This is a genomic window from Arsukibacterium sp. (genome assembly GCF_018402695.1).
Taxonomy (GTDB): domain Bacteria; phylum Pseudomonadota; class Gammaproteobacteria; order Enterobacterales; family Alteromonadaceae; genus Alishewanella.
In genome coordinates this window covers 171,798-188,027 of record NZ_JAGYIM010000019.1, presented here as the reverse complement: position 1 = coordinate 188,027, position 16,230 = coordinate 171,798, and the positions used below count along the sequence as shown (strand labels likewise).

Here is a 16,230-nt window from a genome sequence, read left to right as displayed (position 1 = left end):
AGCTTAAAGAAAAAATTACTAAAGTTGTTAATGATAATTTCAGAGTTATGACTCAACAAGAAATCAATCAAATGAAACTTTGGGACCAGAGTAAATTTAGCACTTAATATTATTGATATTGAATATATTGGGTAATCTTGACCTAAAATTCAAGTTTATTGATATTTTGCTAGTTATTTTATATTTATTTTTTTGATTTTACTAAATTGCTCCAGGTCTGACTAATTAAATAGGTTGATAAAATGGCTAAAAGCTCATGGGAGCTTGTACTTAATAAAACCTTTTTGAAAGTTATAGATGCTTTTGCTGAGGGGCGGTTAAAGTCTAGCCTTCCTGTAAGAGGACGGGACGATTTACATCGATACGAAAAAAGTACGTATTTAGAATGCATAGGCAGAATGTTGTGTGGCTTATCTTCCAGTATTGAACTTGCAGGCAGTTTTTCAAAGGCCAATGCACCTAAATTTTTTCAGGGCTTGGTAAATGTTACTGATAACCGTCATGCAGATTTCCTAAACTTTAACGAGGGAACACAACCTTTAGTTGATGCAGCGTTTTTGGCTTTAGCGTTTCTTCGTTCGCCCAATATACTTTGGAAGCAGCTGCCAGATAATACAAAACATCAAGTGCTGATTTCGTTAAAAAGTACACGCGTAATTAAGCCACATTTCAACAATTGGTTGTTATTTTCTGCCATGATCGAGGCCTTCTTTTTTATGGTAGGCGAAGATTATGACAAAATGCGCATAGACTATGCGCTTCGACAGCACGAGCAATGGTACCTGGGCGATGGTCATTATGGCGATGGTTCACTGTTCAGGGCTGACTATTATAATAGTTATGTGATTTTACCTTTTCTGTTGCAAATAACGGAGACCCTGAAAGGTCAGGTAAAAGACTGGGACAATATAGGCGTAAGGGTTTTACAGCGTGCACAGCGGTATGCCGAGATCCAAGAGCGTATGATATCGCCTGATGGCACCTTTCCTCCGATAGGGCGTTCGCTGGCTTATCGTGGCGCGGCATTCCATTTATTAGCTCAGTTAGCTTTAATCAAGAAACTGCCACAATCATTAAAACCAGCACAGGTTAGATGTGCTCTATGGTCAGTAATTGAAAAGACACTTTTGGCACCAGAAAATTATGATGAAAATGGTTGGTTGACAATAGGTTTGAATAGTCATCAGCCTGATATAGGTGAAAATTACATTTCTACTGGTAGTTTATACTTAACTTCGGTGATATTTTTACCTCTAGGTTTACCCGAAGATGATGAATTTTGGCGAGCACCAGACGAACCCTGGACACAGCGCAAAGTGTGGTGGTTTGGTGACAATTTACCGGCTGATAAAGCCCTATAATATTTGGAAAGTATTGAATGTCAGATTTTAAAATAGCCATTGCTGGCACTGGTTACGTCGGCTTATCTAACGCTATGTTGCTGGCGCAGCATAATCAGGTTACGGCGGTTGATATCGTGCCGGAAAAAGTCGCGCTGCTTAACAGCAAAAATCACCGATTGAAGATAAGGAAATTAGTGATTTTCTGGCGAATAAAGCGCTGAATTTTACCGCTACCCTGGACAAAAACCTGGCATACCGTGATGCTGACTTTGTGATTATTGCCACACCTACCGATTACGACCCTGAAACTAACTATTTTAATACTAAAAGTGTTGAGGCGGTTATTCAGGACGTGATGGCAGTAAATCCGACAGCGGTAATGATTATTAAGTCGACCGTGCCGGTGGGGTACACCAAAAGTGCCCGGGAAAAGTTTGGCACAAATAATCTGATTTTTCGCCTGAGTTTTTACGCGAAGGCCGGGCGCTTTACGATAACTTATACCCCAGCCGGATTATAGTGGGTGAGCAAAGCGAACGGGCAGAGCAGTTTGCAGCCCTGTTGCAGCAAGGTGCAATAAAGCAGGAAGTACCAGTACTATTTACCGATAGCACCGAAGCCGAAGCCATTAAGCTGTTTAGCAATACCTACCTGGCGATGCGGGTAGCTTATTTTAACGAGCTGGACAGCTATGCCGAAAGCCATGGTTTAAGTAGCCGGCAGATTATTGAAGGTGTTGGCTTAGATCCACGGATTGGCATGCATTACCACAACCCGAGTTTTGGTTATGGTGGTTACTGCTTACCAAAAGACACTAAGCAGCTTTTAGCCAACTACAAAGACGTGCCCAATAATATGATCCAAGCGGTGGTAGAAGCCAACCGTACCCGTAAGGATTTTATTGCTGAGTCGATTTTAAAGCGCAAGCCTGAAATTGTTGGGGTATACCGGCTGGTAATGAAGTCAGGGTCAGATAATTTTCGCGCCTCTGCCATTCAGGGTATTATGAAACGGATAAAAGCCAAAGGCATTGAAGTAGTGGTATACGAGCCAGAGCTTAAAGAAGACAACTTTTACCATAGCCGGGTAATTAAAGATTTAGCAGAGTTCAAACGCATCAGTGATGTGATTGTCGCCAACCGCCACAGTGATGTACTGGCTGATGTGCTGGATAAGGTGTATACCCGGGACTTATTTGGCAGTGATTAAGGTATATTGTAAGCAACTGCCTGTTAACTGCAGTTAGTATTACTTGGCTATGCATAGAGTTTGTAGCGTTTAGCAGAGAGGCAAATGTGTCAGTTTTGAAAATAACAGATTGTTACAAGCGAATAATTTTTTTAGGGATAAAAACAACTTTGCCGCTATAGAGCACATACAAAGCAATGGCTGACACCCATTACCTGCCAGAGATATGTTATTTCAATATGAGCATGTCTTATTTAAAAGAGGGTATGGTTACAGATGCAAGCAAAACAGCTTACGAGCTTTCTGTATTAAACCCGGAGTCGGTGTTTAGTAAAGAAATTAACTTGCACCTGAATAAAGTTTTTTATGTCGATAATAAAGGCCCGGAATTGAGTATTATTGTCCCGGTATATAATTCCGGGCAATATCTTGAGAAATGCCTGAACAGCATAGTTAACCAGCGCTTTAAAAATTTCGAATTAATAATAGTTAATGATGGTTCAACTGACAACTCGGCAGAGATTATTGCCAGGTTTGCAGAGTTAGACGACAGAGTTGTGGTAATTGAAAACAAAAAAGCCAGCGGTAACCCGGGCACACCAAGGAACCAGGCGTTAGATATATGTAAGGGCGCATACATTGGCTTTGTAGACAGCGATGACTGGTTAGATAATGATTACTACTCATCTTTGATGGAAAAAGCACTTGCTGGTTTCCCAGATATAGTCTTTTCAAATGGTTTTAAAAATTGTCTCAGAACGGGTGAGGTGTCAGTAAGAAAATATAATAACGCAGGTTTCAATGACCCTAAGTCAACGCGTTATAAATTCCATGATAGTTTTATGATTTGGGACAAAGTTTTTCATCGTCGACTTATTAAAACATTTGACATAAAACTTGGCGAAACACCGGCTGCTGTCGATGTGCCCTTTATTTTTAAAGCATACTATTATTGTGCGACGGTGTCGTATTCAGACGGCCTGTTTGGTTACAACTACCGAAGAGAGAGTGAATCCTCAGTTACGGTTGCCCATCGTAAAAATTCGAATTGTGATTTTGAGTTTGAGTCCTATAAAAATGTGTTGAGCTGGTCTGAAGATGTTAATGTTACTGAACACTATAAGCAGCTTATAAATGTTAAGCTAATAAACTCTTTACTTTACACGCTTGGGTTGATAAATAAAAATCACTTCAGCGACTTCCTGAAAAAGATAAAAATAGCATTTAATAAGATAAATAAAGCTAAATTTAAAAAATTCTGCATCGATAATAAAAAATGGTGGGCTTTACAAAGAGTTTTTAACTGTATCTGATGGTAATGAAGTTGAGGTGCAAGTATTTCTTGAGAAGAAAAGACACGAAGCTGAAGAAAAAAAGTACAAAAGTACTGTTGAATCTAAGTTTGCTCTTAAGGGCAGTAAAAATGGGATTCTATTTTTCCCTGCCTGGGTAGGTAATAATCCATACCAAAAGCTGCTTTACGAAGCTATTAATAAAAAAAATGACATTTCAGTTTCGGGTCATGCAAAAGAAGCACTATGTGAAAGGTTTTTAAAAGAAAAGCGCAATAGTTATGATTATATTCATTTACACTGGCTGCAGGCTTTTATAGATTTCTCTGATGATGCGGGTGCAGACAACCTGGTTTCCATACTCACTTATGCTAAGAGTATAGGGTATAAAATAATATATACTGCGCACAATATTACATCTCATGATACAGAGTTTGCTGAGAGAGAAGTTGTGTTGCGCAAAAAGGTAGCGAAGTTATTTGACTATGCGTTAGTTCAGTGGTGACAAAGCCGAAGAAATTTTAATAGAAAAAATTGATATCAAAAAACAAAAGATTTATAAAGTCCCGCACGGCTCGTATGGTAATTATTACGGCAACCTTATTGACAAGGAAACAGCAAGATCTGAGTTTGATATAGATAAGCACGCTGTAGTTTTCTTGTTTTTTGGTAATATTAAAGGCTACAAAGGCTTGGGTAATTTACTTCAGGCTTTTGAGCGGGTTTACAGTAAAAATAACAAAGCAGTGCTTATTGTTGCTGGTAATATTACTGATGACGATAGCAGAGAAATGGTTAGTAATTACCTCGCTCATCCAGCTATAAGATTCAGGTTGGGTTTTATAGAAGATAGCACTGTTAAATATTTATTTAGTGCTTCAGATTATGCTGTGCTTCCATTTAAAAAGATTTTGACTTCAGGTTCGGCCGTTCTTAGTTTGACCTTTTCACGTCCGGTAATAGCACCCAAAGATGGTATCCTTCCAGAGTTTATTACTAAAAACCTCGGTTTCCTATTTAATAGTTACCATGAGATGGAGGATATTATGATGAATATTGCTTCAGGTAAACAAGCGATAACTGATGATACTGATCTTCTCAATTTTAATGGTAAGTATTCCTGGGTTAATTGCGTAAGTGATTTAAGAAAAATTTTTACCGATCAGGCTGTTTAGTATGTTGACTGTTAAAAATAAAATTTCATTAGCTATAGTTTTTTATGAAAAAGAATTAGATATGTTGGCTTTGTTAGCTCGCAGTATCAATATCTTTTTAAGTGATGATGTTTGCGACGAGATAATATTTGTCGATAACTCTTTTAATCAACCAGATTTGAAAAGTAGATTTCTGGCTAAAGTAGCACGCGAGATGCCGAAATTAGCCGGTATTGTGAAATATGTATACGCGACTGAGTTGGGTGTTGATTTAAGATCCAGAGACGATGGTTACAGAACGCAGCAAGTTTTGAAGCTCGAGGTTTCGAAAATAGTCCAAAACGCTCACTATCTGCTTCTTGATGCTAAAAACCACTTAATAAGCAGCTTAGATAAATCTCAACTGTTTAGTGATGACGGAAGGCCGCTTAGCGAATTTGTTAAACATGCTGGTCATTTAGAGCAATGCAGGCGGCATAGTTTTAATTTTTGGAAGGTAAAACTTGCCGATGATAAGAAGTGCTTGCCTACTGTAACGCCGTATCTGCTGATCACTGAGCAGGTTACTCAAATGCTTGCTGCTATTACAGCTTCTAAACATAGAAATCTATATGAGGTTATTGCCAGCAATAGTAGACATACTGAATTCTTATTATATGCTGGTTGGCTGCTTGCTATAGGCGAACTTGACCGTTTTTATGCAGCGAGACCCCGGCCTTCAGCAACACTTTTTGCCAGATGGCCAGAGAAGCACGATGACGTTGTGTTAGTTTTAAAGCGCTCTGAACATCCTAAGGTTTACAGTCTGGGCGTTCACGCTAACAGGTATAAGCAGTTATCAGGTGAGCAATCACTTTTGTTGGCGCAAGTTTGGCTAGCTGCAGGTTTATTCTCCGATGTTGCTGAGTGCCGGGAGTTTATAGCCAGACAGGTTATTCAGTATAGCCAGGAGGGTGAGCAAGGGGTTGATGTTGTTGTAGGGAAGGGAGGACGCTTGTCTCTGGGCCAGGGTACCAACAATTACTTAAACCAACATTTAGGTTTAGTAACCCTGTCTGATAGTGAAGTGGTCCGCTGGAAACATACCCTAGAGTTGAGGCATGCTTGGTGTGCCGTTCGGGATATTACCTATGCTTATTTAATTTGCCCTGACACTATTTCTGTTCACATAGACGATTTTCTTGATCAAGACGCTGCATTAAGACCCGTAATGAAACTTCTCGCGTCACTATCCAGTTTTAAGCCTGTTTATCCGCTTTGTGCCCTTTCCGACGCCAGAGACAATGGAATTGTATGTAATACGGTTGATTCTCATTGGAGCCCTTATGGCGCTTTTATTGCTTATAACGAATTACAAAGACAGTTTCCTGCAATGCTTAAGAAGTTTGAACTTGACGAGGTGTCAGTTAAACATCAGGTAGTAACTGGTGATTTAGGTGATAAATTTTCAGTTAAATTACTTGGCGAGCAAACAAGCTGTTCAATAAAAAATCCTGGCGCTAAAGCGGTTTGGAATAACGGTATAAACAACCGCGGTTATATGGGCCTTTGGGTTAACTCCCATAATAAGTCATTGCCCAGAGCGGTTATTTTTATGGATTCTTATGGCTGGAAAATTCAAAGCTTTCTTGCAGAGTCTTTCAGTTATATGTTAGTGGTGCATACACCATTCTTCGAATGGGAAGCAATTGAATTATTAAACCCTCATTTTGTAATGAATTTACAGGCAGAAAGGTTTATCCTTCGGGTTCCCGACGATCATAGTACCGAAAAAGCGTTGTTTACCGCTAAAACTAAAGATAAAACCGCAAGTTGGCCAGATATGAAATTATTTGGATTGTAATTCTATTAATTGAAATTAAAAATGAAATTGATGTGATGATGATTTTACCTGTGATTATGGCCGGTGGGACTGGCAGTCGTTTGTGGCCTTTATCTCGTGATCTGATGCCAAAGCAGTTTTTAAAACTGGATGGCGAGCAAACTATGTTGCAGGCTACGGTTAAACGTTTAGCTGACGTGGATGCCTTGTCGCCGTTGGTTATTTGTAATGAAGAGCATCGATTTATTGCTGCTGAGCAACTGCGCCAGATAAAGCAGTTAGACCACAATATTATATTAGAGCCAGTTGGCCGTAACACTGCACCGGCCATTGCTTTAGCTGCCCTTACTGCGGTTAAAAAAGGCACGGACCCGCTGTTGCTGGTATTGGCAGCTGATCATGTTATTACCGATAAAAATGCTTTTAGTTCAGCGGTACAAAAAGCAGCTGGCTTTGCAGCAAACGATAAACTGGTAACATTTGGTATAGTGCCCACCGCAGCTGAAACCGGCTATGGTTATATTAAACGCGGCGATGCAGTAGATACTGCATACAGCGTTGCTGAGTTTGTAGAAAAGCCCAGCATGGCGATTGCTGAGCAATACCTGAAAAGCGGTGAATATTACTGGAATAGCGGTATGTTTATGTTCAAAGCCTGTGTTTACCTGGCTGAGCTTAAACAGCACCGGCCAGATATTTACGCCGCTTGTGAGCAGGCCATGGCTGAAGTTGACCCGGATTTAGACTTTATTCGGGCAAATAAAGAGGCCTTTTTGGCTTGCCCGGATGACTCAATAGATTATGCAGTAATGGAGAAAACCGCGTCTGCTATTGTAGTGCCTTTAGATGCTGGTTGGAGTGATGTGGGGGCCTGGTCGTCATTGTGGGAAATCAGTGAAAAAGATGGCTCTGGTAACGTGCACCAGGGCGATGTATTAACGGTAAACAGCAGCAACAACTATATTTATGCAGAAACCAGCCTGGTGGCGACTGTTGGTTTAGATAATGTTGTTGTGGTGCAAACTAAAGACGCTGTGCTCGTGGCTGCAAAAGATAAAGTGCAGGATGTTAAAGCCATAGTGCAGCAGTTAAAAGCAGCGGGGCGTACTGAACATAAAGTACACCGCGAAGTATACCGACCCTGGGGTAAATACGACTCAATAGACTACGGTGAGCGTTATCAGGTAAAACGAATTACCGTGAAACCTGGTGAAAAATTATCTATTCAAATGCATCACCACCGCGCCGAGCATTGGATAGTAGTATCTGGTACCGCTAATGTGACGGTGGATGGTAAAGATACATTATTAAGTGAAAACCAGTCAGTTTATATTCCGTTAGGCGCTGTGCACGCGTTGGAAAACCCGGGTAAAATACCGCTTGAATTAATTGAAGTGCAGTCGGGTTCATACCTGGGTGAAGATGATATTGTGCGTTTTTCTGACCGCTATGGCCGGGCCTGACAATGACTGTTAACACTTCACAAATTATTGCTAATAGCCATGTTGCGTTTGGCACCAGTGGCGCACGTGGTCTGCTAACCGATTTTAATGCTGAGGTTTGTGCCGCTTTTACCCAGAGCTTTATAACAAGCACTCAGACAAATTTTAAATTTGAGCGGGTGGCTATTGGTATTGATAACCGGCCCAGCAGCCCGCAAATGGCGGCGGCATGTATAGGCCTTCTACAAGCAATGGGAATTGGGGCAGATTATTATGGGGTTTTACCCACCCCGGCATTAGCGTTCCAGGCTATGCAGGATAAAATACCGGCAATAATGATAACAGGCAGCCATATACCGTTTGACCGCAATGGCATTAAATTTTACCGGCCAGACGGTGAAATCACTAAAGCGGATGAAAGCACCATTTTAGCCCAGCATGAACCGTTACTTTCTTTTACTGCACATCTACCTGTTGTCAGCAAGGTAGCGACAGAGAACTATATTAATCGCTATTTAAGCATTTATCCGGCAAATATATTGGCGGGTAAACATATTGGTATTTATGAGCATTCAAGTGCAGGTCGGGAAATATATCACCGGGTATTTGCAGCGTTTGGTGCCACCGTTACCCGGTTAGAGCCCAGTGATAGTTTTGTGCCTATCGACACCGAAGCGGTAAGTGAGGCCGATAAATTAAAGGGCCTGAACTGGGCCAGGCAGTATCAGTTCGACGCCATTTTCTCTACCGATGGTGATGGTGACAGGCCACTAATTGCCGATGAGCAAGGCAACTGGCTGCGTGGTGATATTGTGGGTTTGTTATGTGCCAAAGCCCTAGGGGTTGATGCGCTAGCAGTGCCGGTAAGTTGCAATACGGCAATAGAAAAAAGTGGGGTGTTTAGCCAGGTAATTCGCACTAAAATTGGCTCACCCTATGTGATAGCTGCTTTTGCAAACCTAGCCGCAGAAAAAAACGTGGCAGGCTTTGAAGCCAATGGTGGTTTTTTGTTAGGTAGTGACATTATGTTGGCTGATAAAGAACTTAAAGCGCTGCCGACCCGGGATGCATTATTACCCGTGTTGGCGTTGCTGACTATGGCTGGTGACAGGCCACTATCTACCCTGCTGGCTATGCTGCCGCAGCGTTTCACCGCGAGCGATCGGATCCAGAATGTTCCAACGGCCTGGAGTAAAAAATTTATAGAAAAGCTTGCTCTGCAGCCGGAGTCGGCCATTACAGCACTGAATTTAACAGAGAAAAAACTGCAATTGGTTAACCAAACCGATGGTTTACGACTGACTTTTACTGATGGTGATATTGTTCATTTACGGCCGTCGGGTAATGCACCTGAGATAAGGTGTTACTCTGAGGCGAATAAGGAATTTCAGGCAGAAGATTTGACAACTACAGTGTTACGCGCAGTACGAGCTCTTTATCTGGCTGATTCTGATTAAGGTTAAGTAAGAAAAAATAGTGATGGCGTTACCGGTCAAAGTGATTTACTCATTGAAATGTGGCTCGGGTAAATTGGATATCCAGGACTTGTTTGGGAGTGGTTGAGTCGGTTTTGCCGACGTGACTAGCTTGCGGAGCAAGCGGTGACTAGTTGCTAAAAGCAACGGTGACTAGCTCGTGAAACGAGCAGTGACGAGCTTACTTCGTAAGCGGTAACTAGTCGGCTACGCCGACGGTAACTAGCTCGCAAAGCGAGCGGTCACTAGGCCCTTCGGGCCGGTCACTGCTGGCAACGCCAGCTCGTCACCGGCGGCTTCGCCGCCTAGTCACCGCATTTAAAAGGATATTATGAAAGCCATATTTAGCCGTAACCAACATTTTTCTGACCCGGTACTGGGCCATGCCGGGCTTAACAAGGCCGGCTTACATTTGCTGCGGCTGCAGTTAGCCTCGGGTTGTTTTGGCTGGCGCCGTTTAGTGCATTATGCTTGGGCACACCGCCAGGCGCTGCGCCAGTTGCGGCGCGATGGCTATGTCGTGCTGCCGAACTTTTTGCCAGATGCTGAGTTTAGCCTGTTGCAGCAGGAAATTCGCCAGAAAATAGCCGCTGTTGACAGCCAAACCCCGATGAAGTTCTTCAATGAGCACGGTTTTGGTAAAAAGCATTTTTTTAGCGGTGGCTTTGATCGCTTTGATGGCAATACTCTGAACCGCTTTTATGAGATACAGCCAGAGGATACGGCGTTATCTGCGCTAGCCCATTCGGAACGGCTTTTGTCGTTATTTAGTTGCCTGGCCGGCGTGGCGGCTAAGCCGCAGCAGTTATCGTTGTATAAAGTGGTGCATGGTGCAGGCCAGGATAACCCTGATATCCAGAAAGACTGGCATCGTGATACGTTTCAGCCGGCGTTAAAGATGTGGTACTTCACCGAGGACGTTACAGCTGAACATGGGCCTTTTGCTTACATACCCGGAAGTCACCGGCTAACTAAAGCCCGGCTGGCGTGGGAGTATCGTCAGTCTGTTGATGCGGCAAAGCGCAAAGCTGGCGGCTCGTTTAGGATTGACGAGCAGGAAGTGTGTCAGTTGTATAAGCAGCAACCGAAGCTGATGACGGTACCGGCCAACAGTTTAGTGCTGGCCGATATTCGCGGCTTTCATCGCCGTGGTGATGGTAAGGCTAATGCAGAGCGGGTAAGCTTGTACGCCAATTTCCGGCCACATCCGTTTAAGGTTTGGTGAGACGAGCTTGCGGAGCAAGCGGTGACGAGTTCGCTGCGCGAACGGTGACTAGCTGCCTTTGGCAGCGGTAACGAGCTTACTTCGTAAGCGGTAACTAGTCGGCTACGCCGACGGTAACTAGCTCGCTATGCGAGCGGTCACTAGGCCCTTCGGGCCGGTCACTGTTGCCTACGGCAACTAGTCACTGTTTATCCAACATTTCTTTAACCTGCTTTATTGGTGTAGCCAGATGATTTGGGTATACTTGGCCGCTTGTGGCTGTTGGTAATTTTCCAGACGCATTTTCTATCTACTCTGGGCCGGCTTTAGGTAAGGGCAACATTTTGGTAATACGACACATTAAAAAGTTTAAACAAACTATTTTTGGAAAGCCGGTAAGAAGTGGTAGCCCTGAACATTTACATGCACTGATAACTGAAAGCGGCTATTTTGACCACAGCTGGTACTTAACTAAATACCCGGATATTGCCAGCCATTATAAATGGGCTACCGACCCGGTTGGCCATTATTTACGCCATGGCGCCAGCGAAGGCCGTAACCCGTCGGCAGAGTTTAAAACCCAATGGTACTTGCGGGAAAACCCCGACGTCCAGCAGGCGGGTATGAACCCGTTGGTGCATTATATTTTACATGGTATGGATGAAGGGCGCTTACCTAATGCCAAGGCCAGAAAACGTGGCTCGACAGTCAACCTGAATAAAGTTGAAACCTTACGCGCTAAGTTATGGTCTGGCTATGCCCGTTATGCTTTACCGTTGCTTGAGCAAAAAGCTATTGAGCAGCAAAAAAGCAATGCCAACTGGCATCTGGCTGCCTGGCACTACGCCCATGGCGATTTTAATAAAGCCATCAATTTTATTGAACAAGACATTGAGCACAGTGAGCATGGCGCCAGCCGCCGCAAACTGGTGGCATTGGTGAAGTGTTTAAGCCAGCAAAAGCAGCTTAAGCCACTACAGGCATTACTGACGAAATTACCTGCCAAGCAGCAACTGGCGCAATTGTTACCGTACGCCGAAGCGAATGCGGCCGGTCTGGCAAATGATACGGCTGGTCAGCTTGCTGCGGTAAACCGGTTGTTTGCCCAGTTTGATTTAGCCGAAGTGGCATTGCTGGATGAATCAAAGCCGCTGTTGCTGGAGAATTTGCAAGCGAACGCGCAGCAGGCAGCGCTAAGCGGCGATGCTAAAGTGTCGGTGATTATTCCGGCGTACAATGCAGCGCAGACTATAGGTATTGCATTGCATAGTCTGACCCAGCAAACCTGGCAGAACCTGGAGATACTGGTGGTGGATGACGCCAGTACTGATAATACGGCACAAGTGGTAAAGCAGTGGTGTCAGCAGGATAAACGCATACGCTATCTGGCCAACCCTCAAAATATGGGGGCTTATCCAAGCCGGAACAATGGTATGCAACAAGCCGCAGGTGATTTTGTTACGGTGCATGACAGTGATGATTGGTCGCATCCGGAGAAAATCGCCCGCCAGCTGGCCCCAATGCTGGATAAGCCGGCAGTAAAAGCAACATACAGTAGTTGGGTACGGGTGTTGCCGGATATGACCTTTGTCGGTTCCTGGTATCTGAATGATGTGTTTGTCGAGAAAAACCACTCATCATTGCTGCTGCGCCGTAGTACCTTAGAGCAAACCGGTTTGTGGGACGGCGTAAATGTGGCGGCCGACACCGAGTTTCTGTGGCGGTTGGAGCATCATTTTGGCCAGAGTGCGATTAAGCATATTCTGCCTGGAGCGCCGTTGTCGTTTGCGCTGTCGGACGACTCAAGTTTAACCCGCACCAAAGCCAGCCATGTGAAGACCATTCATTTCGGCTTGCGCCGCTTGTATCGCGAGGCTTCCCGCTGGTGGCACCGCCAAAGTGAGAGCGGTGGTTTTATGGATGCCACCCAGCGGCCGTTCCCGCTGCCGCTTGGCATAGTGCGCGGCTCGCCCCGCCATTTTGACAGCCTGTTGGTTGCAGATTTTGCGACTGCTGATGATGGCGAATTAAAACAAATTTTAATGGAAGCTAAACGGCGTTTTACTGCTAAAGAAAAGTTATGTTTTTTTCACTGGCCGGGTTTTATGCAGTTTCACGGGGCAGAAATTCATGATGATGTATTTGCTTTTTGTCAGCAGTATGGCGTGCAGTTTGCCCACGCCGGCATAGAAATCAACTGCCCCAAAATTGTTATCGCTGGCCAGCGCTTGTTAGAGCATATTCCAGACCAGGTTGTGGCGGTTCGGGGTGTGAAAGCGGTGATTGATTTATCGGGTGAGAAGCTGGATGAGCAACAAAGCTGGTGTCGCTTATGGCAAAGTGGTGCCGAAGTGGACGCTCCCACTGCGTTAGCGTCAACAGAAACAGAATTACCCGAAGCGCCGCCGATTGCTGCGCTTTTTGCTGAGCGTACAACTTTTGAGCCTTTTCCAGAACCGCAATGGCAGCGTGATAACCGGCAATTTGTTAAAGAGAATTTGTATAAAAATGGTTTTATTGCCGCACTTAATGGCGCGGAACATGCGCTGACAGCAACGACTGACATCGCTGATTGGGTGAAACTGGAATGGGCCGATTGGCATGTTTGCTTGCAAAATAAGCAGCTGTGGCACTTTTTTGGCAACAGGTTGGCCATCATTGGTACCGCTTTTGACCCTTACAATAAAATATTTGAGCCGCAACAGCTGTTACAGCATTTAGCGGGCAAGTTAGGTAACGAGAGTGCATTTTTAAATGCCTTAGATAATTTGTCAGGAAAGTTTGTGTTGTTGGCTCGCCATGATGATGGCTGGAAATTATACAATGATGCTTTTTCATCGTGTTCCATTTTTTATCATGATGAGCGCACGGCGGGTTGGTTGCCTCTCATGCGGCCTTGCTGGCGAGCGCAGTAAAAGCCAGCGTAGACTACGATTGTCTGACTTTCGTTCAGCATGCAGATTTTAAAGCACGGGATGTGAAGTATTTACCGGGTCGGCGCACGTTATATTGTGATCTATATTATTGCCCGGCGAATCACCGATTAGTGATGGCCGACCATACCACTGAGCGATACTGGCCGCGGGCTGGCACGCAAATTGATAACGATGCAGGACAGAGCCTGATCCAATATCTGGATGGTTATGCTGATTATATTAAACAGCATTATGATCAGGAGTTTTTCGGCCTGACCGCGGGTATGGATAGCCGGGTACTGTTTTCTGTAATGATTGCCAAAGGCATGCCAATGCAGGTTTTTACCATGCGGCGAGGGGACCCAAGTGGCGGCAGCAAAGCTGATATGGAGATGGCGAAGGCAATGTGTGCCCACTTTTCCTTACCGCACCGCGAAGTTCAGGTAGATTTTAAACGTCTTGGCAGTAAGAGCTTTACACCCAGTATGCAGGTGTTACGGGCCAATACCGGCCACATGCGTGGTAATGCTGTGGTCGCCAACGCCCAGTTTTCTGATGAGTTTGGCCCAGAGTTACTCAAGGTTAAAACCAGCTATTCCAGAGGGTTTGGTGGTGAAATTATGCGCGGCTTTTACCATCGGCAAGGACCAGCAACTGCAAAGCATTTTGCCAGCCTGTATGGGCTAATGGCTGGTACCGCCTATGTGCAGGATTCATTTGAGCATTTCGTTAAGTGTTCTGACTTTAGCCAGACTCATGGTATTGCAGTTAACGATTTGTATTACTGGGAACACAGAATGAGTGGTTGGGCTGCACTGGGGGTTGCTGAAACCGATATATTTGCCAACACTTTCGCCGGCTACAACTCACGCCGGCTATACGAAGCGTTTATGCGGGAGAGTCCGGCAGAGCGGGAAGCAAGAGCAGGCTTTATTGCCGCGATACGCCATTACTGCCCAACCTTGTTAGACTGGGAATTTGCCTGATGTTGGCTTGTTTTGGGGTGGCTAAGTATAGCCAAGAGAACTAATTTGGATATTTACTCATTATTGGTTACCCGCAACCCGGGAGCAACAGAGAAAAAGTTAAGATGGTGTATTGATGAGCCTGCAAAAGAGCAACGTTATAGCGATGCGGCGTTGCAGCAAGGCTTGCTGATACGTGGCTGGGTGCTTTGTGAGCAGAACGCGAACCTGCAGATGTTTGTTAAACAATCGCAGGCAGAGTTGCTGTTTCCGGTAAACATTAAGCGGGCAGATGTAGTGCAAAGGCTGTTAAAGCAGCCTGCAGAGCAGCATCGACAGCTTATGTGCGGTTTTTCATTTAGTGTACCGCTAAGCCAGGATAAGTTTGATATTGGGGTTTTAATTGACGACGAACCTGTAGTGTTGGCCAATGTGGAGGTTGTCGGGCAACTTAAGGTATTGCAGGGCGACGAAGGCTGGTTGTTTCTGGATAATGATAACAACAACAGCGTTGAGCAATTTACCGGCAAAAAGTTACTGGGTTGGAGAGAGCGGCGTAAATGGCTACAGTACGCTAAAGGCTTGCAGCAGATTGCCCGGGAGCAGCAGGTGCCCTATGCGTTGCTGATCGCTCCGTCGGAAAGAGTCTGTTTATGCAGATCATTATCCGTACGCACGTGGTAAAAAAACAATAATTAACCAACTGTATAAGATTTTTCCGGCTGATTTTAAGCTGGTATATCCGGTACAGCCGCTACTGCAAAGCAATGAGCGTAGTTACAAGCTGACTGATACTCACTGGTCTACTTATGGGGCCAGAATAGCCACTGAATGTCTGGCGCTTGAACTGGGCATTGAAGAAATGGCGTTACAGCAGACATTTGGCCGCGACCATTACTACAATTCGATGGTTGTGGGCGATTTAGGTAATAAGGTGTTTCCTCCGGTAAGCGCGAAAGAAGCATTTTTAGATAATTACCATTACCTGAAAAAGCGGGTGTATGATAATGGTTTGCCAAATTTTGGCCGGATCCAGGTTTTTCGTAATGAAGCTGCTATAGCGCCGGGGCATTGCCTTGTTTTTGGCTCATCATCATCATACTCAATGCTGAGCTACTTAACCCGGGTATTTACAACATTGACTCTTGTTCATAGTGCCGGTAATACCGATGCAGCGCTGGTACGACAGCTAAAACCGGACTATCTGGTAGGTCAGACTAATGAACGATTCGCCGTGCGTGCGCCGACAATCGATTATAAAGTCGCCGATGCTATTGCCCAAAAGCTTAACGGCTATTCGGCAACAGAGCTCGCACAGCAAACTGCAGCGCTGGAGCAAAAATATCCGTTTGCTGATGATCCGCTGATTGCTGTATTGCATGCGATGTATAGTTCGAAAAATGGTTAAATTAACAGCGAGCTCTTTACGG

The 16,230-nt window shown here is 44.5% G+C and carries 12 protein-coding genes and 1 pseudogene; all 13 read left to right on the top strand.

Annotation, left to right across the window (positions count from 1 at the left end):
• Nucleotides 1–242 precede the first annotated feature (242 nt).
• A complete protein-coding gene (locus KG631_RS12295; protein ID WP_214000002.1) occupies nt 243–1,361 on the top strand; it encodes a DUF2264 domain-containing protein in 1,119 nt (372 codons plus the stop codon).
• A 17-nt stretch (nt 1,362–1,378) separates the two neighbouring features.
• Nucleotides 1,379–2,552, top strand: a pseudogene (locus KG631_RS12290) (nucleotide sugar dehydrogenase).
• Between the two features lie 176 nt (nt 2,553–2,728).
• Entirely contained in the window at nt 2,729–3,844 is a 1,116-nt protein-coding gene (locus KG631_RS12285; RefSeq protein WP_214000001.1) for a glycosyltransferase family 2 protein, read from the top strand.
• A 16-nt stretch (nt 3,845–3,860) separates the two neighbouring features.
• Nucleotides 3,861–4,328, top strand: a complete 468-nt coding sequence (locus KG631_RS12280; RefSeq protein WP_214000000.1) for a hypothetical protein — start codon at nt 3,861–3,863, stop codon at nt 4,326–4,328.
• A gap of 13 nt (nt 4,329–4,341) precedes the next feature.
• Nucleotides 4,342–4,998 (top strand): glycosyltransferase, encoded by a 657-nt coding sequence (locus KG631_RS12275; RefSeq protein ID WP_214000382.1) that lies wholly within the window; start codon nt 4,342–4,344, stop codon nt 4,996–4,998.
• Nucleotide 4,999: 1 nt separating this feature from the next.
• Entirely contained in the window at nt 5,000–6,820 is a 1,821-nt protein-coding gene (locus KG631_RS12270) for a DUF6492 family protein (RefSeq protein WP_213999999.1), read from the top strand.
• Between the two features lie 38 nt (nt 6,821–6,858).
• The gene (locus KG631_RS12265) at nt 6,859–8,262 is read left to right on the top strand and encodes a mannose-1-phosphate guanylyltransferase/mannose-6-phosphate isomerase (RefSeq protein ID WP_301003836.1); all 1,404 of its coding nucleotides are present in this window, start codon (nt 6,859–6,861) and stop codon (nt 8,260–8,262) included.
• Between the two features lie 2 nt (nt 8,263–8,264).
• Nucleotides 8,265–9,698 (top strand): phosphomannomutase, encoded by a 1,434-nt coding sequence (locus tag KG631_RS12260; RefSeq protein ID WP_301003790.1) that lies wholly within the window; start codon nt 8,265–8,267, stop codon nt 9,696–9,698.
• A 349-nt stretch (nt 9,699–10,047) separates the two neighbouring features.
• Complete coding sequence (locus KG631_RS12255) at nt 10,048–10,941, top strand: phytanoyl-CoA dioxygenase family protein (RefSeq protein WP_213999998.1); 894 nt, start codon at nt 10,048–10,050, stop codon at nt 10,939–10,941.
• Nucleotides 10,942–11,264: 323 nt separating this feature from the next.
• A complete protein-coding gene (locus KG631_RS12250) occupies nt 11,265–13,835 on the top strand; it encodes a glycosyltransferase family 2 protein (protein WP_213999997.1) in 2,571 nt (856 codons plus the stop codon).
• A complete protein-coding gene (locus KG631_RS12245; protein ID WP_214000397.1) occupies nt 13,796–14,821 on the top strand; it encodes a hypothetical protein in 1,026 nt (341 codons plus the stop codon). Before KG631_RS12250 ends, KG631_RS12245 begins: the two co-directional genes overlap by 40 nt.
• Nucleotides 14,822–14,866: 45 nt before the next feature.
• On the top strand, nt 14,867–15,484 hold the full coding sequence (locus KG631_RS12240) for a hypothetical protein (RefSeq protein WP_213999996.1): 618 nt from the start codon (nt 14,867–14,869) through the stop codon (nt 15,482–15,484).
• A gap of 178 nt (nt 15,485–15,662) precedes the next feature.
• On the top strand, nt 15,663–16,208 hold the full coding sequence (locus tag KG631_RS12235) for a hypothetical protein (protein WP_213999995.1): 546 nt from the start codon (nt 15,663–15,665) through the stop codon (nt 16,206–16,208).
• Nucleotides 16,209–16,230: the final 22 nt, after the last annotated feature.

Coding starts and splice junctions, on each gene's coding strand:
- KG631_RS12235 (WP_213999995.1), top strand. CDS start 15,663: ATGGCGTTACAGCAGACATTTGGCCGCGACCATTACTACAATTCGATG.
- KG631_RS12260 (WP_301003790.1), top strand. CDS start 8,265: ATGACTGTTAACACTTCACAAATTATTGCTAATAGCCATGTTGCGTTT.
- KG631_RS12270 (WP_213999999.1), top strand. CDS start 5,000: ATGTTGACTGTTAAAAATAAAATTTCATTAGCTATAGTTTTTTATGAA.
- KG631_RS12285 (WP_214000001.1), top strand. CDS start 2,729: ATGGCTGACACCCATTACCTGCCAGAGATATGTTATTTCAATATGAGC.
- KG631_RS12295 (WP_214000002.1), top strand. CDS start 243: ATGGCTAAAAGCTCATGGGAGCTTGTACTTAATAAAACCTTTTTGAAA.
- KG631_RS12255 (WP_213999998.1), top strand. CDS start 10,048: ATGAAAGCCATATTTAGCCGTAACCAACATTTTTCTGACCCGGTACTG.
- KG631_RS12265 (WP_301003836.1), top strand. CDS start 6,859: ATGATTTTACCTGTGATTATGGCCGGTGGGACTGGCAGTCGTTTGTGG.